The following is a 25,840-nucleotide window of genomic DNA, read 5'->3' as shown; positions in this document are numbered from 1 at the left end:
TAAACTAAAAAATTTAAAATTATGTATAAAGCAACATATAACGTAAACGGAGAATACACAGGTTTTTATGTAGAAAAAATTCATGAAAACATTCCTCAACCTAATATTGAATTGACTGAAGAAGAATGGCAGCAAGCATTGTCAAAAAACTATAGAGTAATTGAAGGCAAACATTCCTTTTCTCCAGCTACTCAAAATAAAGAAGAGCTTTTAGAAAATTTGAGAATCAGAAGGAATGCACTGTTAGCTGAAAGTGACTGGACACAAGTAGAAGATTCTCCTCTTTCTGAAGAGAAAAAAGCAGCTTGGAAAAATTACAGACAAGAACTTAGAGATTTAACCTATTTAAAAGATGCAACTGTTGTCACTTGGCCAACACTTCCACTATAGATTCATCTCTCTTTTATGGTTTTCGAAAACTTAAAAAAATCAATGTTCTACTAAAATAAATATGGAAGAAAATATAACATACAAACCTTTTGCTTATATAGATCAATATACTCCAGCAGAAGGGACAACGGTTTATTATAATACCGAAAAAACCTTAGCCGTAAAAAAGAATGATTGCTCCTATGGAACATCTGGAAATCTAGTCACTTTAACTGCCCCTGCTAATAAATTTGTTTCAACGGAAAGCGTTGCAGACGCAGACCAGCAAGCTCAATCATGGTTAAATGCAAATGCACAAGCCTATGCAAACAATACCGGAATTTGCACTATTAGAACTACTGCATGGAGAGGAGAAAACCCTTCTTGTGTCTTAGAACCATCGACAACTTTGTTGCCTTTTGATTATATGATCATTAAATATAAATGGGCATTTGGCGCAGGTATTGACCTAGATACTTTTACAGGTTTTGTAAATACTGGCATTAATACTTTAGACAATAAATGGGTCGGATTTGGACTTGGCAGTGAAGTTCCTGCAAGTGCTTTGGCTCAAGATTCTTATGTAATGTGGGGTGGAGATGAAACGGATAAAACTGGTGTTGAAACCTGTCTTATAAATTTCAAAAAAACAAAAGAGGATTACTCTACTTTAAATGATATCCAAGTAAGAATGGCTGGTGTCTGGTGGGATTCAAAAAACACTGGAAATATCGATGTAGAAATCACAACCTACCTTGGTGGAACTATGGAGAAAGCAGGCAAAGACATTGTAAATAACAATGGACAGCAGGTGCAACAGCTGAATTTTTCAAAAAATGTCTCAATACAAGGAAAGCGTTTAACTATAGACCAAGTTAGCAATATTGGCTACATTAATTATTCTAGCAACCTCTCAACTGCAAATGTTGTGATAAATTATTAAAAATATGGGAAATACAGGATACAAATCTTTTGAAATATTAGAAAGATATTATACCGATGATGGTACTTCAACGGGAGAAACAAAGCTTAATATAAAAACAGATCCAGATTATATTGCTCCTTTTCTAGATGAAATTGATTGCCCGCCAGGCGCAAGATTTTATAATACCAAACAGACTAAAACTATAACTAGAAACAATTGTGGTGCCGGATATTTGGGTAGTGATGCCATACTTACAGCCTATCCAAATCAGTTTGTTTCGAATGAAAGTGTATTAGACGCAAATAACCAAGCAATTGCTTGGTTAGAGGCTAATGCTCAGATATATGCGAATAATGCTGGAACATGTGTACTTGATAACGTTCCTCCAAGTGCTAGTGTTTTAGCAGCGTCTTCAATTACTTCAAATTCATTAAAATTGTCTTGGACTGCTGCGACAGATAATCTGGGAGTCGTTGGTTATGAAATATATCAAAATAATATTTTTTTAGCCCCAACCACAGCTGATACAATTCAGTATGATGTAACAGGATTATCGCCAAACACGAGTTATAGTTACTATGTAAAAGCAAAAGATGCAGCTGGAAATTCATCTACATCTAATACAATAACTGCAACTACAAATGCAGCGACAGCAGATACAACTGCGCCAACAGTACCAGCTAATTTCTGGTGTGTTCCTGTTGGTTCAGATAATGTACATCTTGAATGGACTCCTTCAGAAGATGAGGATAGTCCCATAAACTATGAGCTTTCCCGTGGCTTCTACGGTTCTTTTGTAGTTTTGAAAAAAAATCCAGACACTTTTTATAGTGATAGAGTTTTATCGAACGGAACATACACCTATAGGCTTCGCGCAATAGACCCTAGCGGCAACGCTTCTGCTTATAAGGATGTCTCTATAACCATAAATTCCTTATAAAAATTGCATCAACTAATAATCTTTGGAGTATAAAAACCCAAAAAGATTATTTCCCTCCGAAAAAATTTTATACAAAATACCACAAAATGAGCACAAACCACAATAGAATAAAAGTATCTGATTTAGAAACAAATGAACCCAATAAAACTTTAGTTACCAATGAAAATGGCGAATTAACTTTTAATACTATTCCTGAAAAAACTTTTAAAACAGTTAATGGAGAATCAATTCTTGGAAATGGAGATATTGACCTGTCAAACAAACAGGATACTTCGAATCAAATTAGTGTGACATTGCCAACAACTGTTCAAGATTCATGGCATGGAAAAACAGTAAAATTTTCTGGCAATGGAACACTTACAATTCCTAGTTCGTTTATTAATTCAGGAATGTGTTTTGAAGGAATCACCAAAATAGGGACGAGTTTAAGCTGGTCTGTTACGTCTCCCAAAACATTTGAATTTGGACTACCTCCCACAGTTGGCGAAAAACAGATTTTTACATTTATGCAAAACGAAGGTCAGCATTCAATAATGATTTTAGGATTATAATTATGGGATTAAGAAAAACAATTTTTGGCAGATTAAAGTATAATCCTAACACATTTATCGGTGGAGTTTCTTCAATTTTAAATACCCCCGCTTTAGTTGCTTCTAAGCTCGGTATTTCAGCAAGTAGAATTAAAAGTTTCTCTATATCGGGAGATAATATTCAATTTGCCGTTACTGGTGGAACTTATGCCTCTATGAGTAATTGGCAGAGCAATACAAATATTACCTATTTTCATGATTTAAATGGATTAGTTAGCGCTTTACCAAATTATTGTTTTAGATATTGCTCTAATATGGTTGAAGCAAAATTTAAAAATCTTAAGATCGTTCCTGCTAACTGTTTTGATGGAACTGCTTTAAGTGGTACAGGTAATGATTTTAGTTCTGTAATACAAGTGGGGAATGCAACTGCTAATGGTGCATTTTATAATATTGCTTCTTCAATGCCAACAATTATAAATTTACCCAATTTAGCTACTTGCTTTGAGACAGCAGCTCAAGCTAATTTTGGTGGTCATGCTATACTCTCAAATAATTTGACATTCAACGTACCATTGTCGCTAATGACTTCTAATGCAGGGAAGCCTAACGCTTCTTTGACTTTAGCCGCTTTAAAAGCAGTTAATATTAATTATATAGGGTACATTGATAACACTTCGTTTAATACTGAAATTGGAAATTATACAGGCGGATTTATCAATAAAGGACAACTTGCAAACTTCTTAGGATTTGGAAGTGGAGGACTTGTAAATTATTACATTGATGGTTCGCATACGAAATTTAAGGCGCTAACAAATTATTCAATAAGTAGTTCGAGATTTAATAGTAATAGTTCAATTACGCATTACTACGATTTAGATGGTTTTGTTTCATCTGTTGGTTCTAACGCCTTTTACATGGCAACTAACTTTAAAAACCTAAAAGTAAAAAATGCGCACACTTTAAATAGTTATTGTTTAAGAAGTACAGGATTTATTGGCGATAATAGTGATTTTAGTTCTGTAACTACTGCTGGGCTGGAGGTTTTTACGGCTTGTGCAGCTGTGACTAATATCAATTTCCCTTCAATGACAAATTTAGGTGGTTCAGTTGTAAATAATGGAGTTTTTAATAGTATAAAAACAGGCACCATAATTACGGTTCCTATCGCTTTACAAACTGCAAACGGAGGCACTCCTGATGGCGATTTGGTTTACGCATCTGGAACTAGAGCGGCAGTAATTCTTTATATATAATAAAAAAATGAGCACAAATCATAACAGAATAAAAGTAGCCGATTTGGAAACAAGTCAGCAAAATAAAATTTTAATTACAAACTCCAGTGGTGAACTGGAGTTTAGTGATATTAATAATATTAAAGCAGATAGCTACAATGGATTAGATTATACCCAAGAAGGAAAAGCTTTGGATGCTAGGCAAGGGAAAGTTTTGAAAGATTTAATTGATAATATTAAAGATACCCTTAAAACTTATTTCGATACCTTATATCTAGGGATTTCAAATGATCAAAACATATCAGGAATTAAGACTTTTCTTTCTGGAAAATTTGGTCTTCGAAATACTGCAAATACGTTTACCTCTTTTTTTACAAATTCTAATACTGCTTCAAGAACGTATACTTTACAAAATAGAAACGGAACTTTATTAGATAATACCGATTTATCAACAATCAATTCTTCTTTAGCAACAAAACAATCTGTCTTTACAGGCACTATAAACTACATTCCAAAGTCTTTAAACTCAACAACATTAGGCTCAAGTAGATTAATTGATAATGGTATTTCTTTTGGAATAAATACATCTAAAGCTCCTACTAAGGACATTACATTGGGAAATCAATCAACAAAAGAAATTGGTATAGAACAAAGTACTAACCAAAGTTCAGGTGTTGATTTGACTATTTCAGCTGGGAGAACAATTAATTATGGAATTGATAATGATTTTGTTCCTTTAAATAATTCAACAGCTACAAAGTATGCGATGGCTGTAGATTCATATGGCAATCTATATTGCGTGGGAAATCAAATATGGGTTAGATATTACGGTACGAGTATATTTGTAAATATTGGATTACTAGGTACTGCTGGCGCTCATGGAGGAATTTGTTTTACCCCGTCTGGAACATCTTATATTGGTTCTTCAAATGGGAATGTGTATCGTCGACTCGCTGGAGAATCCACATACTCAGTTTTTGCATCTAATTTAGGAGATATTAGAGGATTAGCTTGTGCTCCAAATGGAGATGTTTATTTGGCAAATAGAGCCCAAATATATAAAATGGCATCAGGAGATGATGTTTTTTTATCCTGCAATCAAACCATAAGGTCTTGGTGGGCGTTATGTGTTTCTCCAAACGGAGATGTTTATTGTTGTGAAGATTCTGGCAATGTATACATACAAACTAATGGAAGTACAACATTTGTTCAAGTAGGTTTTGGAAATTTCCGATCAATGTGCGCTTCCCTAAACGGTGACATTTATGGAGCAACGGAGTTTGGACTTATATATAAAAGAACTTCAGGTTCTGGATCATTTATTGTTCAAAATGCTCCCACTGGCACCTGGAGAGGGATGGCTGCCGATGCAAATGGAAATATCTATGCAGGTCTTAATAATGGTGATGTATATGTTCAAATAAATGAGAATGTAGGTCTCCCTGATTTACATGGAGGAGCTCTTAACTTTAAGGCTGGTACTGGTAAAGGAATAGGTCAATCGAGAATTCATTTTATTACTGGCCAAAAAACAACTTCAGGAACTGATATGCAAATTGAAACAGTCAGAGCATACATTGATGAAAATGGTTATATGATTTGGACACAAATGCCAACTCATCCAGACAATGTTTCAGCAATTGCAGGAGGCCTTCCAATTGGTTGCGAATACAAAACTGCTACTGGAGACCGTAAAATAGTTTATTAAAAAATACCACAAAAAATGGATACAAACCACAACAGAATAAAAGTCGCTGATCTTGAAACAAATCAGCATGATAAAATTTTAATAACAAACTCCAATGGAGAATTGGAGTTTGGTGACATAACCTCAGCCTTAGATTTTAAAACAGTCAATGGAGAATCAATCCTTGGAAATGGAGATATCGACTTATCAAACAAGCAGGATATTTCAAATCAAGTAGAAGCAAATTCAAGCCAGACTATTCCATCTAACTGGCATGGTAAAACCGTACTCTTTACAACTAACTGCACAATTACAGTACCAGCTTCACTACCTCAAAGTTTTATTTTTAACGGAATCACATTACCAGGAGTAAGTGTGACTTGGGCAATTACCGCACCACATACTTGGTTATTCGGAACTCCATCTGTAACAGCCGAAAAACAGATTTTTACTTTTACCAAAAGAGGAGATACAAATAGTGTTTTATTATTAGGAGTATAAATATGGGAAGTTTAATTCAAAATACCATTTTTGGGAGAAGCAAAAACTCTTTTGTTGCTACTTGGCGAACTTCGAACACATCTATTGGATCTAGTACAACAACGCAGATTAAACTTCCATTAGTTTCATCGGGAACTTATAACTTCACAGTTGATTGGGGTGACGGAAGCTCTAATAAAATTACTTCTTGGAATCAAGCTCAGGTTATACATACTTATGCAGCAGCAGGAGATTATACTATAAGAATAAACGGAACTTGTACAGGATGGCAGTTTAATAATACTGGAGATAGATTAAAAATATTATCTGTTTCAAACTGGGGCAACTTAAATATTGGAGCTAATTTATCTTCTCATTTTGGAGGATGCGCTAATTTAAATCTTTCATCTGTATCTGATATTTTAAATTTAAGTGGAATTGGTTCTTTGGCAGCGATGTTTTCCAACTGTACCTCATTGACTACGATTAACAGATTGAATGAATGGAACACTTCTAATATTGGAAGTTTTTCATCAATGTTTAATGGCGCTACAAATTTTAATCAAGATATAAGTGCATGGAACGTTTCTTCGGCTACCAATTTTAGTAGCATGTTTTTATCTACGTCAAATTTCAACAATGGAGGAAGCCCAAATATTAATAATTGGTCATTAAATACAGTTTCCACATCTATAAATATGAACAGCATGTTTTTTGGCTCAAAGTTCAATCAGCCGATAGGTTTATGGAATACTTCTGGAGTAAATAATATGCAGAGTATGTTTCAAAATAATACTTCGTTCAATCAAAATATCGGTTCTTGGAATGTATCAAGGGTTTTAAATTTCTCTGCAATGTTTCAAGCTGCAACTTCGTTTAACAATGGCGGTAGCAACACGATTAATAATTGGGTATTAAGTAGTACTGGAACAATAATTATATTTTCAATTTTTCAAAGTGCTACAAATTTTAATCAGCCATTGAACAGTTGGAACACTTCTAAGATTCTAAGTATGGCTCAAATGTTTCAGTCAGCAACATCATTTAACCAAAATCTAGGAGCTTGGAACGTTTCAAATGTAACAAATTTTAGTTCAATGTTCAATGGAGCAACTGCATTCAACAATGGAGATAGTCCGGATATTAATAATTGGATAATTAACACAACTTCTGCTGTAGCAATGAACAGTTTATTTAACGGCGCATCCTCATTTAATCAACCAATTGGCAGTTGGAATGTATCTAGCGTAACAACTTTTCAACAAATGTTTTTAAACGCAACATCTTTCAATAATGGAGGAAGTTCTAACATCAATAACTGGTCTCTAAATACCACATCCGATTTTAATATAGCCGAAATGTTTTGGAATGCATCTGCATTCAATCAAAATATAGGATCATGGAATGTCTCTAGAGCAACAACATTTAATCAAATGTTTCAAAATGCTAGAGCGTTTAACAATGGCGGTAGCAGCTCAATTAATAATTGGACATTAAGGACTACTGGAACAATAGTGACAAATATGTTTAATGGAGCCTCTTCATTCAATCAACCTTTGGGTAATTGGAATGTTTCAGGCGTGACAAATATGGCTGGTATGTTCCAATATGCCACTGTTTTCAATCAAAATATTGGGGCGTGGAATACGACAAACGTTACAAATATGAACTTAATGTTTAATGGAGCTAGAGATTTTAATAATGGCGGCTCTTCAACTATCAACAATTGGAATACAGGAAATGTGATTACTACACAAAGAATGTTCTCTAAAGACAATGCAGCCAATGTAGTCATGACATTTAACCAGCCGATAGGCAATTGGGATATGTCAAAAAACACTGATATGAGTTACATGTTTGGTGCTTTCCAAGGCACATCTCCAACATCCTTTAATCAGGATATAGGTTCTTGGAATGTTTCTTCGTGTAGCAATTTTAGTGGAATGTTTAATTTATGTTTTCCGTTTAATAATGGAGGTAGTCCAACCATTAATAATTGGACTCTAAAAACTACTGGAACAATCAATATGTCAAATATGTTTTGCTATGCAACATCCTTCAACCAAAATATTGGCTCTTGGAATATGTCCAGGGTAACAAATATGAGTAGTATGTTTTACAATGCGAACGTATTTAATAATGGAAGTAGTCCTACAATTAACAATTGGGATACTGGAAATGTAACTAATATGGCAAGTATGTTTTTCTGGCTTTCTGGGCCAATTCCTACATTCAATCAGCCAATTGGAAATTGGAATACTGCTAATGTAACAAATATGAATGGGATGTTTGGAACAAACAATGGCACATATTCTTCGCCATTTAATCAGAACATTGGGGCTTGGAATATATCAAATGTAACTAATTTTGGAGGTTTTATGCAGAACAAAAAAGTAGCAAATTTCTCCACTGCAAATTTAGATGCTATTTATAATGGTTGGAGTTCTAGGCCAGTAAAAACTCCGATTACAATAACATTTGGAGCAGCGAAATATACATCAGCATCAAGCGCAGGAAGAGCTTTGTTAACTGGCTCTCCTAATAATTGGGTAATTACGGATGGCGGTGTATCTGCATAACTAGTAAAATTGTAACATTTAAGAGTAACGAAACTTGTAACACGTTTATAAAGTTTGCTTAACAGTTTTTCCTTTAACCGCCCCCTCATTTCTAGTCTTAATTGGAGGATACAATTCAAAATTACTACAAATAAAAACAACAATCCTTTTTAAACAAGAAAAAATACCACAATATGAGTACAAACTATAACAGAATAAAAGTCGCTGACTTAGAAACAAATGAATCAAACAAAATCCTAATTACTAATGAAAAAGGTGAATTAACCTTTAATACTATTCCTGAAAAAACTTTTAAAACTATCAGTGGTGAATCAATCCTTGGAAGCGGAGATATAGACTTATCAAACAAGCAGGATGTTTCTAATCAATTAGAAGTAAATTCAAATCAGACTATTCCATCTAACTGGCATGGTAAAACCGTACTCTTTACAACTAACTGTACAATTACAGTACCAGCTTCACTACCTCAAAGTTTTATTTTTAACGGAATCACATTACCAGGAGTAAGTGTGACTTGGGCAATTACAGCACCACATACTTGGTTATTCGGAACTCCATCAGTAACAGCCGAAAAACAGATTTTCACTTTTACAAAAAGAGGAAATACAAATAGTGTTTTATTATTAGGTGTATAACTATGGGAAGCTTAATACAAAATACCATTTTTGGGAGAAGCAAAAACTCTTTTGTTTCTACTTGGCGAACTTCAAACACATCAACTGGATCTAGTACTTCCACACAAGTAAAACTGCCGTTAGTTTCATCAGGAACATACAACTTCACAGTTGATTGGGGCGACGGAAGCTCTAATAAAATTACTGCTTGGAATCAAGCTCAAATTACACATACTTATGCAGTAGCAGGAGATTATACAATTAAAATAAACGGCACTTGTACAGGATGGCAGTTTAATAATGTAGGTGACAGATTAAAAATATTATCTGTTCAATCATGGGGGAAACTAAAATTAGGCACATCATTGTTTAATCATTTTCAAGGATGCTCAAATTTGAATCTTTCTAGTGTTTCTGATATTTTAGATTTGTCTGGTACAACTTCAATTAGTGGTTTATTTGCTGGTTGTACTTCCTTGACAACAATAGGAAGGGTTAGTGAATGGAATGTTTCTGCTGTAACAATTATGAGTGGTGTATTTTCAGGTGCAGCAGCCTTCAATCAAAATTTAGGTTCTTGGGATGTTTCGGCTGTAACCAATTTCTCTAATATGTTCTCAAGTGCATCTTTTAATAATGGCGGAAGCAATACTATTAACAACTGGACAATTAATACTACATCCGCTGTATTAATGAATGGAATGTTTGGTGGTGCATCTGTATTTAATCAACCAATAGGATCTTGGAACACTTCTAAGGTTTCTAATATGAGTCAAATGTTTTTTAATGCTGCTGTGTTTAATCAGCCTATAGGTTCTTGGAATACATCAGCTGTAACTAATATGAGCCAAATGTTTCAAGCTGCATTTAAATTTGATCAAAATATTGGCTCTTGGAACGTTTCAAATGTGGTTAATTTTTCAAACATGTTTCGAGGTGCAACCGTATTCAATAATGGTGGAAATTCAAATATTAACAACTGGACAATTAATACAATTAGTAATGTATCATTTGATTCTATGTTTTATAGTGCTTTAGCTTTCAATCAAAATATCGGTGCGTGGAATGTTTCTAATGTTACCAATATGGCATCCATGTTTCAAAGTGCAACAAAATTCAACCAGAACATCGGTTCTTGGAATGTTTCAAATGTTACTAACTTTGGAAGTATGTTTTCACTAGCTACTGAATTTAACCAAAATATAGGTGCTTGGAATGTCTCAAAAGTTACAAACTTTCAATCAGTATTTCAGGGTGCGTCTTCATTCAATAACGGCGGTAGCACTGATATAAATAATTGGGTTTTAAATTCAATAAACATGATTACAATGGCAAGTATGTTTGCTAGCGCTATATCATTTAATCAGCCAATTGATTCTTGGAATACACAAAAGGTTACAAATATGGCAAGTATGTTTCAAGGCGCTACTTCATTTAACCAAAATATAGGCGCTTGGAATGTGTCTGCTGTGATTAATTTCTCATCAATGTTTGCTAGTAATCCAGCGTTTAATAATGGAGAAAGTTCCGATATAAATAATTGGGTTTTAAATACGGTATCTACTGTTACAACGCAAGCTATGTTTAACCTTGCAACCGCATTCAATCAACCATTAAATAGTTGGAATACATCAAAAGTAACTAACATGCAAAGTATGTTTAGAAGCACTCCATTTAACCAAAATATTGGTTCTTGGAATGTTTCAGCGGTCACAACTATGGCTCAGATGTTTGATGGAGCAAGTGCTTTCAATAATGGTGGAAGTTCAACTATAAATAATTGGACTCCTTCATCAGTTATCAACATGAATGCTATGTTTATAAATGCATCATCCTTTAACCAAAACATAGGTTCTTGGGACGTTTCTAAAGTTACAAACATGTTAAGTATGTTTCAATTTGCTTCGACGTTTAACAATGGAAATAACAACTCAATTAATAATTGGATAACAACGTCTTGCACTAATATGCAACTTATGTTTAGTGACGCATTTGCATTCAATCAACCTATAGGTTCCTGGAGTATGACTAGCGTTACGAATATAGCAGCCATGTTTAGAGGAGCCTCAGCATTTAATCAGCCATTAAATTCTTGGAATGTATCTAACATTACAAACATGACTAGTGTGTTTCATACTTGTCGTGTTTTCAATCAGCCTCTAAATTCATGGAATACATCGTCAGTTACAAGTATAGGGAGTATGTTTTTAAATGCAAATGCATTTGACCAAAACTTAGGTTCTTGGAATGTTTCAAATGTAACAGATTTTTCGAATTTTATGTTATTCAAAACACCTGCTACATTTTCAGCAGCAAATTTGGATGCTATCTATAATGGTTGGAGTACAAGACCTGTAGTGTCTGGTCGAACAATATCTTTTGGCACAGCAAAATATACATCTGCATCAAGTACAGGAAGAGCAATTTTAACTGGTTCGCCTAACAACTGGGTAATTACTGATGGTGGAATTTAATCCCTGATAAAATCTTTTTTTCAAAGAATAAAACCTTCAACAAAATTGAAGGTTTTATTTTATACTAAAATTATACTCTTTTTCTAAAGCTAAAAGTAGCATATAACAACCAATCAAAAAAATCACTATTTTTAAAGTAACCATCATTCTTCGTATTATGACCGATAAATCACAACTTTTAAGTTCCATTTTCAGACATCTTGACGGCTTGGTTACTGCTCCTGTAGCAATAGCGCTTAAAAATAAATCCTTACTTGAATTTATTTTAGACAAAAAGCAAACGCAATTATCTGAGCTTACAACTGTTTTTAATGCCAACGAAGGCTATCTAAATGTTGCTTTGAGAGTTTTGGCTTCTCAGGGATTTCTGGATTATGAAGTCGATAACAAAACACAGGAAATCACGATTTCAATAAACGAAAAAACAGAAACAGCGTTTTCATTATTTTATCTTTATGAAGATGTGGTGAGTTTGCTACAGTTATCAATTCAGTTTCATTCGCGTTTATTTGAAGATGTTCCTTTTGAAAAGCTCAATACAATTTTTGAAAAATATAAAAAAAGATACGGAATTGAACCTTCAGATGATCTGTTGAAAAACAGTATTCAGGAGCAGATTTTAAAACATATTGAAGGCTATTTAATCGGACCAACAATTGTGCGATTAGCAATGAACGGAATGTTTCATAAATATTTTATGGAAACTTCTTTCAGGCCCGAAGAATTTCATAAATCGCCCGAAAATTTTAAAAAGATCTTAGACTTTTTTGTTCATCTGGGTTGGTTTCTGGAAAAAAATGGCAATTATCAATTTACCGAAGCGGGTTTGTTTTTTGCCAAAAGAGCCAACGCATATGGCGTTACGGTTTCTTACTTACCCACTTTTGCCAAAATCGAAGAATTAATCTTTGGAAATCCAGATATTTTAAGAACTGCCGAAGGTGAAACCGAACTTCATGTAGATCGCGAAATGAATGTTTGGGGAAGCGGTGGCGCTCACGATACTTATTTTAAAGTAGTCGACGAAATCCTGATCAAACTTTTTAATCTTCCTATCGAAGAACAGCCAAAAGGAATTCTAGACATGGGTTGCGGAAATGGTGCTTTCTTACAGCATATTTTTGAAGTAATCGACAGACAAACTTTAAGAGGAAAAATGCTCGACGAATATCCGCTATTTATAGTTGGGGTCGATTATAACCAAACCGCTTTGAAAGTAACCAGAGCCAATCTTATAAATGCCGATATTTGGGCAAAAGTAATTTGGGGCGATATCGGACGCCCTGATTTACTCGCCAATGATTTGAAAGAAAATTATAATATTGATCTCAAAGATCTTCTCAACGTAAGAACTTTTCTAGATCATAATAGAATTTGGCAAGATCCGAAGCATAGTAACGAAAATAGAGTCAGTACCTCAACAGGGGCATTTGCTTATAGAGGAAAAAGAATTAGCAATAATTTGGTTGAAGATAATCTTTTGGAACATCTGCAAAAATGGTCTCCGTATGTGCACAAATTTGGTTTGCTTCTGATTGAACTTCACACTATAAGTCCGAAACTTACGGCCAATAATTTAGGCAGAACTCCAGCAACAGCTTATGACGCTACTCACGGTTTTTCTGATCAGTATATTGTTGAAATTGACGTTTTTAATGCAATTGCCGCAGAAGCAGGATTATTTCCAGATAAATCAATTTTCAAGCGATTTCCAGATGCTGATACGGCAACGGTGAGCATTAATTTATTGAAAGGAAAATAAAAAATGCCTCTATTAATAGAGGCATTTAATTGAATTTATCATTTTAAAAGAAATTATTACTTTCCAATCAACTCCATAATCTTATCATAAATTGCAGTATTCTGATACACTCCCATGAATTTTTCAGATCCTGGCCCGTAAGAAAAAACAGGAACTGGAATTGCGGTATGATCATTTGTGCTGAAACTTCCATGAACGTATCCTTTTTCAATGCTTCCGTCAATTAGAGATAATCCTCCCGTTTCGTGATCTGCCGTTACGATTAATAAGGTTTCCGGATTTTTATCTACAAATTCCATTGCCTGACCCACCAATTTATCAAAATCAAGCATTTCTCTCACCACATATTCCACATTATTCTGGTGTCCACCGTAATCAATTTGAGCGCCTTCGGCCATAATAAAAAACGGATTCTTTGTTTTTGAAAAAGTAATTGTTGCTTTCGCTAAAGATTTCTTTAGAAAATCTCCTCTTCCGTTTTTCATAGAAACTACCGCTGCATCTTCTAAAACTACAAATCTGCTGTTTTTGATCGTATCCAAACTAGAGAATTTATCAGAGAAAGCATATCCTTTTTTGATTAAAGTTTTAGACAAATCTTTGCCATCTTTTCTAGAAATAAATTCTTTCTGCCCTCCCCCAATTAAAATATCTGACGGACTTGAAAGAAAATCGTTTGCAATTGGTTCGCTTAAACTTCTTTCTGGCTGATGCGCATAAAACGCCGCTGGAGTTGCATCTGTAATATTTCCAGCAGAAATAATGGCCGTTTTATAGTTTTTCTTTGCCAATTGTTCTGCAATGGTCTGAAGCGGTTTTCCTTGTTCATCAACACTTATAAAACGATTATTGGTTTTATGTCCTGTAGCCATTGCCGTTGCACCTGCTGCAGAATCTGTAATATAACTATCTGAAGCTTTTGTAATCGAGAATCCTTGTGTTGGAATATTAAATAAACTCAATTGCCCTTTGTTTGCCGTGTAACCAGAATAAATTTGCGCTAATCCCATTCCGTCTCCAATTAAGAGAATAACATTTTTTGGACGCTTGTTCTTGAAAACATTTTTAGGAACATAAGCTTGGTGAAATTCTGTATTCTGATAAAATGTCGTTTTAATATTATTTATAAATTGAGTCAGTTCGGAAACTTTATCCGTTCCTATAAAATCAACTTTTAAATTCATCAAAGTCATATATGTATTCACGTTGTCTTGCGTAGCCCAGAATCTTATCTTTTTGTTTTGATCGTGGACTTTTTTGATAATTGTCTGAATTTTTTCAGAATCTGGTTGCGTCAAAACACCTTTTCCGTTCCAAACCGTAATTTCATGTAAATCTTCGCTAATCATTTCAACTCTCGCCAATTGATCCGAAGTATAATTTTCATTCAATCTTCCATCAAAATAGATAAAATCTGGATATTCCTTCCATAGTGACGGTAAAGGCCTGTTTCCAGAAATAACCACTTTTATGTTTTTATTCGAAATAATATCCGGAAAAGTCTTTAACTGTTGTGTAATTGCTTTTAGAGTCGACTCGGCATCTGACTTAATATCGATCATTAAAATCAATGATTTATTGCTCGGATACGCTTTTCCTTCCAACGTTTTTAATTTATTAGAAAGCGGTTCCAAATACAGACTTTTAAGTGTATTGTGAGAAGCAATTTCTTTAGAAGTGTGAGCAACAAACAACTCGCTATTTACTAAAAAAACATCGGCTTCTATAACGCCCGTTTCGTTAGAATAAGCTCCGTAAAATGGCAATTTACTTTCGTAATCGTTATGAGAATGAATATTAGAAGAAGTGTATTCTTGGGCTTGGGCGAACAAGCAAAATTGAAGGCAAAAAAGGGTGATTATTTTTTTCATCGAAAATGATTTATATTCTAATAAAGTTGTAGGTAACTTTATTAGAAATAGATTTCTGTAATTTATTTTTAACACATAGAAACATTAGATTTTCTTTATGTGTAAAGGCGTTTCACTAGTTTAAATGCACATAGTAAAAAGTGATCTTGCCATTCCTCGGAATAACAAACTATACTTTTTTACAACTGCAGTCTCCTGACTAAGACTGCAGCGTAAAAAACTAAAAAAACACAACGAATTTTTTTATTACCAGCCTTGGTTTTGAGTCAAAGCCCCTTTACTTACTGCGATTTCATCTGGCGGTATTGGCCATACATGATGAATTGCAGGGTTGAAATTACGAGCAGGATAAATGACACTTCCATTATAATGGTGCAATGGTTTTGCATAAGTTTCTTTTGCATCTCCCCAGCGCACTAAATCAAAATGGCGGTCTGTCCACTCCCCTGCTAGTTCGCATCTTCTTTCTCTTTTTAAATCTACCATTGTCGCACCAGAAATATCTGCAAGACCTGCACGGTGGCGAATCATGTTGATTTCTGTATCTGCGTTTTGGCCTTTCATTAATTTCGCTTCCGCTAACATCAAAATCACATCTGCATAACGTAAAAGCGGAACATTTAAAGCTGTTGAAGGTTTGTCTCCATTCGCATTTACGTAACGAATGTCCACTCCACCCGATGTTGTTTTTGGATAACTGAATGGCTCCATATATTTTTTAAACTGATAACCAGTTCTATTACTTGAACTTACAACATGATTGCCTTCGTTGAAAGTTACAGTCTCTCCAAAATAAACAAATTTGTCTCCTTTTTGTAAAATCGTAGCACTGCGTCTTTTGTCGTTTGGCACATATGTATCAAATAATTCTTTTGTCGGATAGAAATTTCCCCAACCATTGTAAACTCCCCAACCTTTATCTTCTAGACAAACTCCAGGAAAAATAGAACCTAAAGAAGTATTTTCTGCACTTGAAGTTACCGACCAGATATATTCTGAAGACCAGTTGTTACTGATTTTAAATACATCTTCAAAATTGTCTAATAACTTGTGTTTTCCACTAGCCACAATCATATTCGCATATTTGATGGCATTGTCCCAATCTTTTGCATACAAATACGTACGCACTAAATAAGCCCAAGCTGCAGTTTTGTGAGCACGTCCGCGATTGTCTGGCGTAAGCTGATCAAAATAGGGCAATAAATCGGCTGCTTTGATTAAATCCGCTGCAATGTAAGCGTAGTTTTCGGCAACGTTTTTAGCGCGAGGCACATAAACATTTGTTGGGTTTTCTCTGTCCTGAATCGGAATTCCTGCACGATCGTCTCCATAATGATAAGCCAATTCTAAATGCATTACAGCATGATTAAAATAAGCTTCTCCCAACATTCCGTTTCTTGTTTTTTCATCCAAAGAAATGTTTGGAATATTACGAATCACGTCATTACAACGCTTCATAATTTCGTAGTGAATTCTCCAGATATCTTTAGTATCCGATTCTGATCCGTCTACAATAAAGTTTTTAATTCTTTCTGCATTTTGTCTTGGTTTTGTTCCAATATCATCGCTGGCATTATTCAGCCAAAAGAAGCCACGACCATACATATTATCATCTGAATACAAGGCGTAAATTGCATTTACTCCTGCTTTTGCATCTGCTGGCGTTTTCCAGAAATTCCCGCTCGAAGGAGCTCCTTGCGGCACAACATCAAGTTCGCTTTCGCAGGCAACAGTACTTGCCAAAAGCACAAAACTCAATAATAAAAGACTTATTTTTTTCATTTTAATTGTTTTTTATTTTTTAAAAAGTTGCGTTAACACCAGTCATGTAAATACGAGAAAGCGGATAACGCCCTAAATCCATTCCGAAGTTTTTAAGACCAACTTCAGGATCCATTCCAGAATAATTGGTAATCGTAAATAAGTTCTGCCCAGAGATAAAGAATCTTAATTTTGCTTTTCCGTTCAGCCAGCTTTCTTTAATGGTATAACCAATAGAAACGTTTTTCAATCTTAAGAAAGAAGCATCTTCAATAAAAAGATTAGAAATACGACCGAAATTGTTATTGTTATCTGTTGACGAAAGAACTGGAACATTTGTATCCGTATTGGTTGGAGTCCAAGCATCTTTTGATTCAGCCAATAAATTGTAACCAGGGAAAGAAGCATTTAAACCCGTGTGTTTTACAGCATTGAAAACACTATTTCCTGCAGCTCCGTTGAAAAAGATATTCATATCAAATCCTTTATATCTAAAGTTGGCATTTAAGCTGTAAGTTGTTTTCGGAAAAGGACTTCCTAATACTACTCTATCGCTATTGTTAATTACACCATCGCCATTTTCATCTCTAAATTTGATATCCCCAGCAACCGCATTTGGCTGATACATTACGCCATTTTTATTTACATACGCTTTCACCTCATCATTGCTTTGAAACAATCCGTCTGTCTGGTATCCGTAGAAAGCCCCAACTGGACTTCCAACTTGGTAAATATTTGCCAATGGCAAACTACGAACTCGACTTAAACCAAGTGGCTCTAATGAATTCAAATCGTCTTTAATAGAAACAATTCTATTGCTTAAGAATCCAGCGTTTGCTGTTACATCAAATTTAAATTCTCCGCGAGTTTTTTGGTACGTTAAACTCACCTCGATTCCTTTGTTTTCTACATCTCCTGAGTTTACAATTCTTCCTTGTGGTGTTCCAGAAACCCCAGGCAATTGATCACGAACCAACATGTCTTTGTTTTTCTTTACATAAGCATCAACAGATCCTACTAAACTATTATTTAGCATCGTAAAGTCTAAACCAATATTAGTCTGCTCAGAGCTTTCCCATTTTAAATTCGGGTTTGATAATTCGCTTTCAGCATAACCATAATTAATTGATGGTACAGCTCCAATTAAAGCTTGAGTTTGAACTAAAGGCACACTAAACTGATATGGCCCCAGATTTCCTAAGTTTCCAATTTGGCCCCAGCTTGCACGAAGTTTTAAGTTGCTGATGATTGGTTCAATACCTTTCATGAAATTTTCTTCAGAAATTAACCAACCTGCAGAAACAGAAGGATATACTTTCCAGCGGTTATTTTCTAATAATTTTGAAGTTCCGTCACGACGAACAATTCCTGAGATTAAATATTTTTGATTGAAATCGTAGTTAATTCTTCCCACATAAGAAGAAATAATTTCATCTGACATACCTGCCGCTGTCTGCTGAATCAATTTTGCATTCAACAAATAACGCTGTGATGGATCTTCATTATCAAAACCAGTTCCTTCAACAGTATAAAAATCTCTTTTAGTTTCTTGATACGTATATCCAGCTAAAGCTTTCAAATTGTGTTTTCCAAATGATTTCTCATAAGAAATAGTCTGCTCGCTCAATAAATCGGTAACTGTCATATTTTTCAGTGTCAATCTATTGAAATCAAATATTTTTCCTGGCTCAGTAACTTTTACTGTAAAGTCTGTTGCATTGTCTTGAATTCTGGTATAACCCCAGTTTGATTTTACTTTTAAACCTGGAATAATTTCCCATTCTGCATACGGATTGATCAAAATGGTAGAAATTGGATTTTTATTGTCTAATCTTTTTAAATACGCTACCGGATTGATAACGTCTCCATAAGAACCAATATATTTTTCTGGAACACCACCAAATTGCCCTGAACCATCTTCTCTATAAATTGTTGCGTTTGGCGGATATAAAATAGCTGCTTGAATTGCTCCTGTATATGAACTTGAAGTATTGGCTGTCTGACCATCTGTTAATGAGTACGAAATATTTTCTCCAATTGTGAAATTATCTGCCAATTTGAAAGAAGAATTTGCTCTTACCGTATAACGTTCTCCATACGTATTTAGCAAAATACCTTCGTTTTTTCTATAACTTCCAGAAAGAAAGAAATTGGATTTTTCTGTTTTTCCATTTACCGAAAGCGACAAATCTTGAATTTCTCCTGTACGGAAAATTTCATCCATCCAGTTGGTTTTTGTTGTTCTTGCTGTTGGTTCAAATGCAGGGTCGAACGCAGGAATTCTAGGTAAACCTGCGTTATCTCTCGCAATATTCATAGCATCAGCATATTCTGCAGCGTTTAAAACCTCTAGTTTTTTCGCTACATTCTGAAAACCTCCTTGGTAGTTTACATTGACATTAATTTTATCTGAAATTCCTTTTTTAGAAGTAATTAAAATTACCCCACCAGAAGCTCTCGCTCCATAAATAGCTGCAGAAGCAGCGTCTTTTAAAACGTTTATCGAAGCAATATCATTTGGATTTATAGTATTTAGTGAACCGCTGTAAATAATTCCGTCCAAAACAATTAGAGGTGTTTCGGCATTCAAAGATCCAATACCACGAATGTTGATTGTTGGCGATGCCGTTGGGTCACCACCATCATTGATTACTGTAACTCCGGCAACTGTTCCCTGCAATAATTCGGCAGCATTGTTGTATGTTCTGCTAGAAGTTTCTTTCATAGAAACAGAACCAACCGCTCCTAAAACTTCATTCTTTTTTACACTTCCGTAACCCATTACCACAACTTCTTGAAGCTGTTTTACATCGGCTGCTAATTTTACCGTAATGTTTTGCGAACTAGTAACTTTTACTTCTTGTGTTATATAACCCACGTAAGAAAAAATAAGTGTCGCTTCAGAAGCGTTTATTTCTAATTTGAATGTTCCGTCAAAATCTGTTGCTGTTGCTGCGTCTGAACCTTTATCTTTAATTCCAACTCCTGGTAAAGGCATATTGTCGTCTCCACCAAAAACAGTTCCTGAAACAATAATTTTATTCTGATCGGCAGAAGCAACTTTCTGATTTTTCTTGATCACGATATTGTTGCTCACAATCTCATATCTCAGAACATTACCGCAAATTTTATCCAGCGCCTGTTCAAGAGTTACATTATTCAGTTTTAAACTTAATTTCTGATTGGCATTTACTTGGCTGCTTTCGTACATAAAATGCACATCAACCTGATTTTCAATTTTTTGAAATATATTTTTTATACTCTCATTATCAACTTTTAAAGTGACTCTTTTGTTAATGTCAACATTCTCAGCTTTTACTGTTAGTGCGGCAAAAAACAAAGTCATAAATAGGAATAATTTTGTTCCTATTGTCCTTATGCTGGCATACCGCATTTGTTTTTCATTCATAGTTTTTAGATTTAGTGTAATTGTTTTGTTTATTAGTTTGCTACGTAGTTTTATTTTTGTTGTTTAAAGAATTATTCGATTTTATAAACCCCAGAATCCATTTTGTATTGGGCATTGATGATATTGCATACCAATCCAATCACCTGATCGGCAGGGAGTTCTTTAAAATAGGCGCTAATCTTTAAAGCATTTAGATTTTTATTTTTGACTTCAATTGCAACATTGTAATTGCGATTAATTGTCGCCACAACTTCTGGCAAAGGCGTTTCTTCAAAAACCATAATATTTTTTCGCCATAACGAAATGGTATTTACTGGAATATCCTTGAAAGCTTGAAGTTTGTTGTCTTGAGATTTAAAAACCACTTTCTGTCCTGGAGTTACATACACATTCTCTTCTGTAACAGTCGATTTCACGTTTACTCTTCCAGTTGCAACCGAAACTTCTTGCGTCGTTTGATCTGGATATGCTTGGACATTAAAACTGGTTCCGAGAACTTTGGTATCCATTTTATTGGTATGAATAATAAAAGGATGTTTTTTGTCTTTGGCTACGTCAAAAAAAGCCTCTCCGCTTAAATACACTTCTCTTGTATCGCCTCTAAATTCCTTTGGATATTTAAGAACACTTCCTGCATTTAGCCAGATTTGTGTTCCATCACTTAATTCTATTTTAGCATGCTCTCCAAGTTTTACTGCAAATTGTTTGCTTTCAACAACATTTGATGTTTGATAGAAAAATACCGATAACCCGATCAAGAAAACTAAAGAAGCCGCAACAGCCCAGTTTTTGTATTGAAGAGAAATAATTTTATTAGTATTCTTTATTTGTCTTAGTTCTTTTTTGAGTTTTGACCGGTCTGATTGAACCACTTCCATATTATCAAAAAAATCATCTGTACGATCGTACCATTTATTCCACATTTCTTGTCCTTTTGGGGAATACTTTCCTTCTAAAAAATTTTTGATTTCGTTATTTGAATTTTCAGGCATTATAATTTCTTTATGTCTTTAATAGTATGTCTTGGGAATTGTAATTTTAGGTAGGCGCAAAAGGTTACGCTTCTGTTAAGAAAAAAGCTGGATTCTTAATCTGAAGTTTACTTTTAATTGAATTCGCCCAAATAAGTGCGCATAAATTTTAGCGCGTACGTAATATGGTATTTTACAGTTTCGATTGAAACGTTCAATTCTTCGGCGATTTCTTTATTGGTGTAATGTTTTATGCGGCTAAGTATAAAAACCTCTTTTGATTTTTTAGGAAGTAACGATGTCGCTTCATCAACCGCTTTTTTCAACTCATCATAATAAATAGAATCTTCAATCGCGTTGTAGCTTGTTTGCGAAACAGTATTTTTTTCTAAAACTTCTTGAATGTATTGATCGGTAACTTCGTGTGATTTAATATAATCTAAAGTCATATAGCGAACCGAAGTATAGATATAAGCAGCAAAACTTTTCTGGATTACAATTGTTTTACGTCTTTCCCAAATAGAGGTAAAAACTTCCTGCACAATTTCTTCTGAAATGGCAATCGATTTCATTCGCAGATAGACGAATCGAACTAACAGATCTCGATATCTAAAATAAAGTTCATCAAAAGCTTTATCCTTGCCCGATTTTAATAATTCGACAAGTTCTTCGTCTGTAAACTTCTTATACATGATTCATTATTTTATGATTAATCAAATGAAAAGTGTGAGCCAAAACACTTTTTCTGATTTTGTCTTGATAATGATCATGCTGTTTAAAAAATGGCATATACAAAGTATTGGTTTCTTCTTATATGTCTCCAAAATTAAAGCTGAGGGTAGGTCGATTAGGTTACGTTTACATTAATAAAACCACTCTAAAGCGAAACATATTATTAACATTTGAAGTCAAAGGCCAAGTGAAAAATAAGGGTTTGTAGTATTTGGCGTAAAAAATGAAAAACTTTGTTTGGTATAACAATCTTTCTCTTATAAAAAGCAGAAAAAGTGCTTAACAAATAATTAATGGGAATGTATTAAAATGAGTTTATTCTTTTCAAAATTCCTCCATCAAAAAAATAAAAAACTAAAACTAGTTGACAAAAGCAACTAAATTTATATATTTGTACCTCAACAATACAATATTTCAAATCATGAATACTACAACTTCAAAAATTAGAAGTTTCAACCGATTTTATACAGCACATTTAGACATTTTAAGTCAGCATTATTTAGACAGCGAATATTCTTTAACCGAAATACGAATTCTCTATGAAATCAGCGAAAGCAAAACCATAACGGCTCAAAAAATCACAGAAATTTTAAATCTCGATAAAGGATATTTAAGCCGAATTTTGAAACGTTTTTTAAAAGAAAATTTAATTATGAAAGTAGCTTCAGCAGAAGATAAACGTGCTTTCAACATTAAACTGACAAATTCTGGAAACGAGTTATTGAGCGTTTTGAATGCTAAATCTGAAAACAAGATTGAAGGTAAAATCGAAAAACTAAATTCCTCAGAAAAAGAGATTTTAGTCGATTCGATGAATACCGTAAGAAACCTGCTGACAGAAAATAAAATAGCTCGAGAAGATATCTCGTATCGCCATGAAATTACGCCAGGAGATATCGGATATATTATTCATCTACACGGCGCTATCTACGGAAAAGAATACAATTTTTCGACTGATTTCGAAAAATATGTAATCAAGACTTTTTACGATTTCTTAGAAAAATATTCTCCAGAAAACGACCGAATCTGGATGGCAGAATACAATAATAAAATTGTGGGATGTGTCGCAATTGTGCATCAACCAAACGAAGAAGCTCAGCTAAGATGGTTTCTTCTAGATTCCGCTTTTAGAGGTCTTGGAATTGGTAAAAAACTCTTAACCGATGCCGTTGATTTTTGCACAGAAAAGAAATTTAAAAACGTTTTTCTGCTTACCACAAGTTTACAAGACAAAGCCCTTCAAATGTATAAAATGATGGGATTCGAACTTACAAAATCTGAAAAAGTTCAGGAATGGGGGAAAACGTTTTATGAGGAAAGATATGATTTGAAACTCTTTTAAAAATAAACCTCCAAAATCAAGTTGATTTTGGAGGTTTTATAAATTTCATTTAAAAAAAATTATTTCTTAAAACTTTTAATTCCGCTCTGGAGCCAACCATAATACTCCTCAATATTCGGATTATAAGCAGATGGCACTGTCAAGTTTGCGCTATTATGATCCACAATTACATAAAATGGCTGTGCATTTGCCTTGTAAGTTTTAATCTGTAAATCGCTCCATTTGTTACCGATTGTTTTAATCTTTTTTCCTGTTGTTTCAGAAACATACTGTTCGCTTTCAGGAAGCTCTTTTTTATCATCAACATACAGCGAAATCAGAACCACATCATTATTTAAAATGCCCAAAACTTTTGGATCTGACCAAACCAATTCTTCCATTTTTCGACAGTTTACGCAGGCATATCCTGTAAAGTCTAATAAAACTGGTTTTCCAACTTTTTTAGCATATTCCATTCCTTTGTCGTAATCATGAAAAGTAATGATGTTTTGTGGCCCATGCTCTGCTCCTTCTGGCAGCGAACCTGTAATTTTTAACTCAGAATTGCTTGAAACTCCCAATCCGTTTGGAGATTCGCTGTATTGCATTGGAGGAGGAAATCCGCTAATTAATTTTAATGGAGCGCCCCAAAGTCCTGGAATCAAATAAATCGTGAAACTTAAAACCAGCAATCCGAAACCTAATCTTCCGACTGAAATATGATTTAAAGGAGAATCGTGCGGAAGTGTAATTTTTCCGAATAAATAAAAAGCCAACATTCCGAAAACAGCAATCCAAATCGCTAAGAAAACTTCTCTTTCCAGCCAATGCAATTGCAAAACCAAATCGGCATTTGATAAAAATTTGAAAGCCAGAGCCAATTCCAGAAATCCTAAAACCACTTTTACCGTATTCAGCCATCCGCCCGATTTTGGCAAAGCATTCAGCCAGCCAGGGAAAGCTGCAAATAATGAAAATGGCAATGCAATCGCAATTGAAAATCCTAACATTCCAACAATTGGTGCGATTCCCCCTTTTGAGGCCGCTTCAACCAATAACGTTCCTACAATTGGTCCTGTGCACGAAAATGATACAATGGCTAAAGCCAAAGCCATAAAGAAAATCCCAATTAATCCTCCTTTATCTGCCTGCGAATCTACTTTATTTGCTAATGCATTTGGAAGCATAATTTCGAAAGCTCCCAAAAACGAACAGGCAAAAACAACCAATAAAATAAAGAAAATCAAATTGAACCAAACGTTGGTTGAAAGCGCGTTTAAAGAATCGGCGCCAAAAATCGCCGTTACAATCGAACCTAGTAAAACATAAATAATTACGATTGAAAAACCATAAATCATTGCGTTTCTAATTCCTGCTACTTTGGTTTTACTTTGTTTGGTAAAATAACTTACCGTCATCGGAATCATTGGAAAAACGCAAGGCGTCAACAAAGCTGCAAATCCTGATAAAAAAGCTAAAATAAAAATCGTCAGCAATCCTCTAGATTCTGCTTTTTTTGGTGAAGAAACAGCTGGTTTTATTGCTTTTTCTTCTGTCTGAACAACTGCTTTTTCTTCTGTTTTAGCTGTAGTAGTATCTTCTTTTACGATTGCTGTTTCTTCAGTAGCAGCTAGTTTCTTTTCAGTCGGAATTTTAAATGTTAATTCTTCCGAAGTTGGTGGCAAACAATTGCTATCATCGCAAACCATAAATTCGACTTCGCCTTCAATATTTGAAATGTTATCTGAAGTAAATTTGATCTTTTGCGTGAAAAGCGCTTTATCTTCAAAATATTTAATTTTCATATCAAATATTTTATCAACTACTTCATGCCCTTTTTCTTCGGTTGTTTTTCCGATTAATTCGAAATTTTTATTCGGATTTTTGAAAGTAAAAGCTGTTCTCGAAGGCCCACCTTCTTCAATATATTGTCCGTACAAATGCCAACCAGATTGTATTTTAGCTTGAGCTTTTAAAATATATTCTTTATCTGATACTTTCTCTACCGATGTTGACCATTTTACCGGATTGTACATTTGGGCAAACATACTTGCAGAAAAAAGCAGCAGTACTATTATTATGATTTTTTTCATTGTTTTTTGGTTTGATGTTTAAAAAAAGAGCTGTCGGCAAAACAGCTCTTTTTGTCTTTCACAGAAAATGGCTTACTAATTCAGATT

General features: G+C 34.3%; 18 protein-coding genes. 12 read left to right on the top strand and 6 right to left on the bottom strand.

The window, feature by feature from the left end; genetic code table 11:
- The first annotated feature begins 21 nt into the window (after positions 1-21).
- From PQ463_RS23275 to PQ463_RS23225, 11 genes are all read left to right on the top strand, one after another.
- Complete coding sequence (locus PQ463_RS23275; RefSeq protein WP_274255702.1) at positions 22-390, top strand: tail fiber assembly protein; 369 nt, start codon at positions 22-24, stop codon at positions 388-390.
- Between the two features lie 61 nt (positions 391-451).
- Positions 452-1,312, top strand: coding sequence for a DUF5977 domain-containing protein (locus PQ463_RS23270; RefSeq protein WP_274255701.1), 861 nt, complete (start codon positions 452-454; stop codon positions 1,310-1,312).
- 4 nt (positions 1,313-1,316) lie between these two features.
- Positions 1,317-2,234 (top strand): DUF5977 domain-containing protein, encoded by a 918-nt coding sequence (locus tag PQ463_RS23265; protein WP_274255700.1) that lies wholly within the window; start codon positions 1,317-1,319, stop codon positions 2,232-2,234.
- Positions 2,235-2,320: 86 nt separating this feature from the next.
- Positions 2,321-2,785 (top strand): hypothetical protein, encoded by a 465-nt coding sequence (locus PQ463_RS23260; protein WP_274255699.1) that lies wholly within the window; start codon positions 2,321-2,323, stop codon positions 2,783-2,785.
- A 2-nt stretch (positions 2,786-2,787) separates the two neighbouring features.
- A complete protein-coding gene (locus PQ463_RS23255) occupies positions 2,788-4,020 on the top strand; it encodes a leucine-rich repeat protein (protein ID WP_274255698.1) in 1,233 nt (410 codons plus the stop codon).
- 7 nt (positions 4,021-4,027) lie between these two features.
- Positions 4,028-5,707, top strand: coding sequence for an NHL repeat-containing protein (locus PQ463_RS23250; RefSeq protein WP_274255697.1), 1,680 nt, complete (start codon positions 4,028-4,030; stop codon positions 5,705-5,707).
- A gap of 15 nt (positions 5,708-5,722) precedes the next feature.
- The gene (locus PQ463_RS23245; RefSeq protein WP_274255696.1) at positions 5,723-6,187 is read left to right on the top strand and encodes a hypothetical protein; all 465 of its coding nucleotides are present in this window, start codon (positions 5,723-5,725) and stop codon (positions 6,185-6,187) included.
- 2 nt (positions 6,188-6,189) lie between these two features.
- Entirely contained in the window at positions 6,190-8,745 is a 2,556-nt protein-coding gene (locus tag PQ463_RS23240; protein ID WP_274255695.1) for a BspA family leucine-rich repeat surface protein, read from the top strand.
- 173 nt (positions 8,746-8,918) lie between these two features.
- A complete protein-coding gene (locus PQ463_RS23235) occupies positions 8,919-9,380 on the top strand; it encodes a hypothetical protein (protein WP_274255694.1) in 462 nt (153 codons plus the stop codon).
- Positions 9,381-9,382: 2 nt separating this feature from the next.
- Positions 9,383-11,833: a BspA family leucine-rich repeat surface protein gene (locus PQ463_RS23230; protein ID WP_274255693.1), complete on the top strand. Its 2,451-nt coding sequence runs from the start codon at positions 9,383-9,385 to the stop codon at positions 11,831-11,833.
- Between the two features lie 157 nt (positions 11,834-11,990).
- The gene (locus PQ463_RS23225; RefSeq protein ID WP_274255692.1) at positions 11,991-13,595 is read left to right on the top strand and encodes a class I SAM-dependent methyltransferase; all 1,605 of its coding nucleotides are present in this window, start codon (positions 11,991-11,993) and stop codon (positions 13,593-13,595) included.
- Positions 13,596-13,651: 56 nt separating this feature from the next.
- Here PQ463_RS23225 and PQ463_RS23220 read toward each other — a convergent pair whose 3' ends face one another.
- The 5 genes from PQ463_RS23220 to PQ463_RS23200 all read right to left on the bottom strand — a co-directional run bounded on the left by PQ463_RS23220 (position 13,652) and on the right by PQ463_RS23200 (position 22,299).
- Positions 13,652-15,466: an alkaline phosphatase gene (locus PQ463_RS23220; protein ID WP_274255691.1), complete on the bottom strand. Its 1,815-nt coding sequence runs from the start codon at positions 15,464-15,466 to the stop codon at positions 13,652-13,654.
- A 246-nt stretch (positions 15,467-15,712) separates the two neighbouring features.
- Complete coding sequence (locus tag PQ463_RS23215) at positions 15,713-17,248, bottom strand: RagB/SusD family nutrient uptake outer membrane protein (RefSeq protein ID WP_274255690.1); 1,536 nt, start codon at positions 17,246-17,248, stop codon at positions 15,713-15,715.
- A gap of 19 nt (positions 17,249-17,267) precedes the next feature.
- Positions 17,268-20,636 (bottom strand): TonB-dependent receptor, encoded by a 3,369-nt coding sequence (locus PQ463_RS23210; protein ID WP_274255689.1) that lies wholly within the window; start codon positions 20,634-20,636, stop codon positions 17,268-17,270.
- A gap of 71 nt (positions 20,637-20,707) precedes the next feature.
- Positions 20,708-21,628: a FecR family protein gene (locus tag PQ463_RS23205; RefSeq protein ID WP_274255688.1), complete on the bottom strand. Its 921-nt coding sequence runs from the start codon at positions 21,626-21,628 to the stop codon at positions 20,708-20,710.
- Positions 21,629-21,741: 113 nt separating this feature from the next.
- Entirely contained in the window at positions 21,742-22,299 is a 558-nt protein-coding gene (locus PQ463_RS23200; RefSeq protein WP_274255687.1) for an RNA polymerase sigma-70 factor, read from the bottom strand.
- Positions 22,300-22,760: 461 nt separating this feature from the next.
- Here PQ463_RS23200 and PQ463_RS23195 point away from each other — a divergent pair, with 461 nt between their 5' ends.
- Positions 22,761-23,681 (top strand): bifunctional helix-turn-helix transcriptional regulator/GNAT family N-acetyltransferase, encoded by a 921-nt coding sequence (locus PQ463_RS23195; RefSeq protein ID WP_274255686.1) that lies wholly within the window; start codon positions 22,761-22,763, stop codon positions 23,679-23,681.
- Between the two features lie 59 nt (positions 23,682-23,740).
- Here PQ463_RS23195 and PQ463_RS23190 read toward each other — a convergent pair whose 3' ends face one another.
- Positions 23,741-25,753, bottom strand: a complete 2,013-nt coding sequence (locus tag PQ463_RS23190) for a protein-disulfide reductase DsbD family protein (RefSeq protein ID WP_274255685.1) — start codon at positions 25,751-25,753, stop codon at positions 23,741-23,743.
- Between the last annotated feature and the right edge of the window lie 87 nt (positions 25,754-25,840).

Origin of the sequence: Flavobacterium sp. KACC 22763 (assembly GCF_028736155.1) — a bacterium.
GTDB lineage: Bacteria > Bacteroidota > Bacteroidia > Flavobacteriales > Flavobacteriaceae > Flavobacterium.
This window is presented reverse-complemented; position numbering and strand designations above follow the sequence as displayed.

Excerpts from the sequence above, each read along its gene's own strand:
- PQ463_RS23215 (WP_274255690.1), bottom strand. The coding sequence starts at position 17,248 with ATGAAAAAAATAAGTCTTTTATTATTGAGTTTTGTGCTTTTGGCAAGT.
- PQ463_RS23255 (WP_274255698.1), top strand. The coding sequence starts at position 2,788 with ATGGGATTAAGAAAAACAATTTTTGGCAGATTAAAGTATAATCCTAAC.
- PQ463_RS23210 (WP_274255689.1), bottom strand. The coding sequence starts at position 20,636 with ATGAATGAAAAACAAATGCGGTATGCCAGCATAAGGACAATAGGAACA.
- PQ463_RS23225 (WP_274255692.1), top strand. The coding sequence starts at position 11,991 with ATGACCGATAAATCACAACTTTTAAGTTCCATTTTCAGACATCTTGAC.
- PQ463_RS23200 (WP_274255687.1), bottom strand. The coding sequence starts at position 22,299 with ATGTATAAGAAGTTTACAGACGAAGAACTTGTCGAATTATTAAAATCG.
- PQ463_RS23275 (WP_274255702.1), top strand. The coding sequence starts at position 22 with ATGTATAAAGCAACATATAACGTAAACGGAGAATACACAGGTTTTTAT.
- PQ463_RS23205 (WP_274255688.1), bottom strand. The coding sequence starts at position 21,628 with ATGCCTGAAAATTCAAATAACGAAATCAAAAATTTTTTAGAAGGAAAG.
- PQ463_RS23240 (WP_274255695.1), top strand. The coding sequence starts at position 6,190 with ATGGGAAGTTTAATTCAAAATACCATTTTTGGGAGAAGCAAAAACTCT.
- PQ463_RS23270 (WP_274255701.1), top strand. The coding sequence starts at position 452 with ATGGAAGAAAATATAACATACAAACCTTTTGCTTATATAGATCAATAT.
- PQ463_RS23190 (WP_274255685.1), bottom strand. The coding sequence starts at position 25,753 with ATGAAAAAAATCATAATAATAGTACTGCTGCTTTTTTCTGCAAGTATG.
- PQ463_RS23230 (WP_274255693.1), top strand. The coding sequence starts at position 9,383 with ATGGGAAGCTTAATACAAAATACCATTTTTGGGAGAAGCAAAAACTCT.
- PQ463_RS23245 (WP_274255696.1), top strand. The coding sequence starts at position 5,723 with ATGGATACAAACCACAACAGAATAAAAGTCGCTGATCTTGAAACAAAT.
- PQ463_RS23220 (WP_274255691.1), bottom strand. The coding sequence starts at position 15,466 with ATGAAAAAAATAATCACCCTTTTTTGCCTTCAATTTTGCTTGTTCGCC.
- PQ463_RS23265 (WP_274255700.1), top strand. The coding sequence starts at position 1,317 with ATGGGAAATACAGGATACAAATCTTTTGAAATATTAGAAAGATATTAT.
- PQ463_RS23250 (WP_274255697.1), top strand. The coding sequence starts at position 4,028 with ATGAGCACAAATCATAACAGAATAAAAGTAGCCGATTTGGAAACAAGT.
- PQ463_RS23195 (WP_274255686.1), top strand. The coding sequence starts at position 22,761 with ATGAATACTACAACTTCAAAAATTAGAAGTTTCAACCGATTTTATACA.
- PQ463_RS23260 (WP_274255699.1), top strand. The coding sequence starts at position 2,321 with ATGAGCACAAACCACAATAGAATAAAAGTATCTGATTTAGAAACAAAT.
- PQ463_RS23235 (WP_274255694.1), top strand. The coding sequence starts at position 8,919 with ATGAGTACAAACTATAACAGAATAAAAGTCGCTGACTTAGAAACAAAT.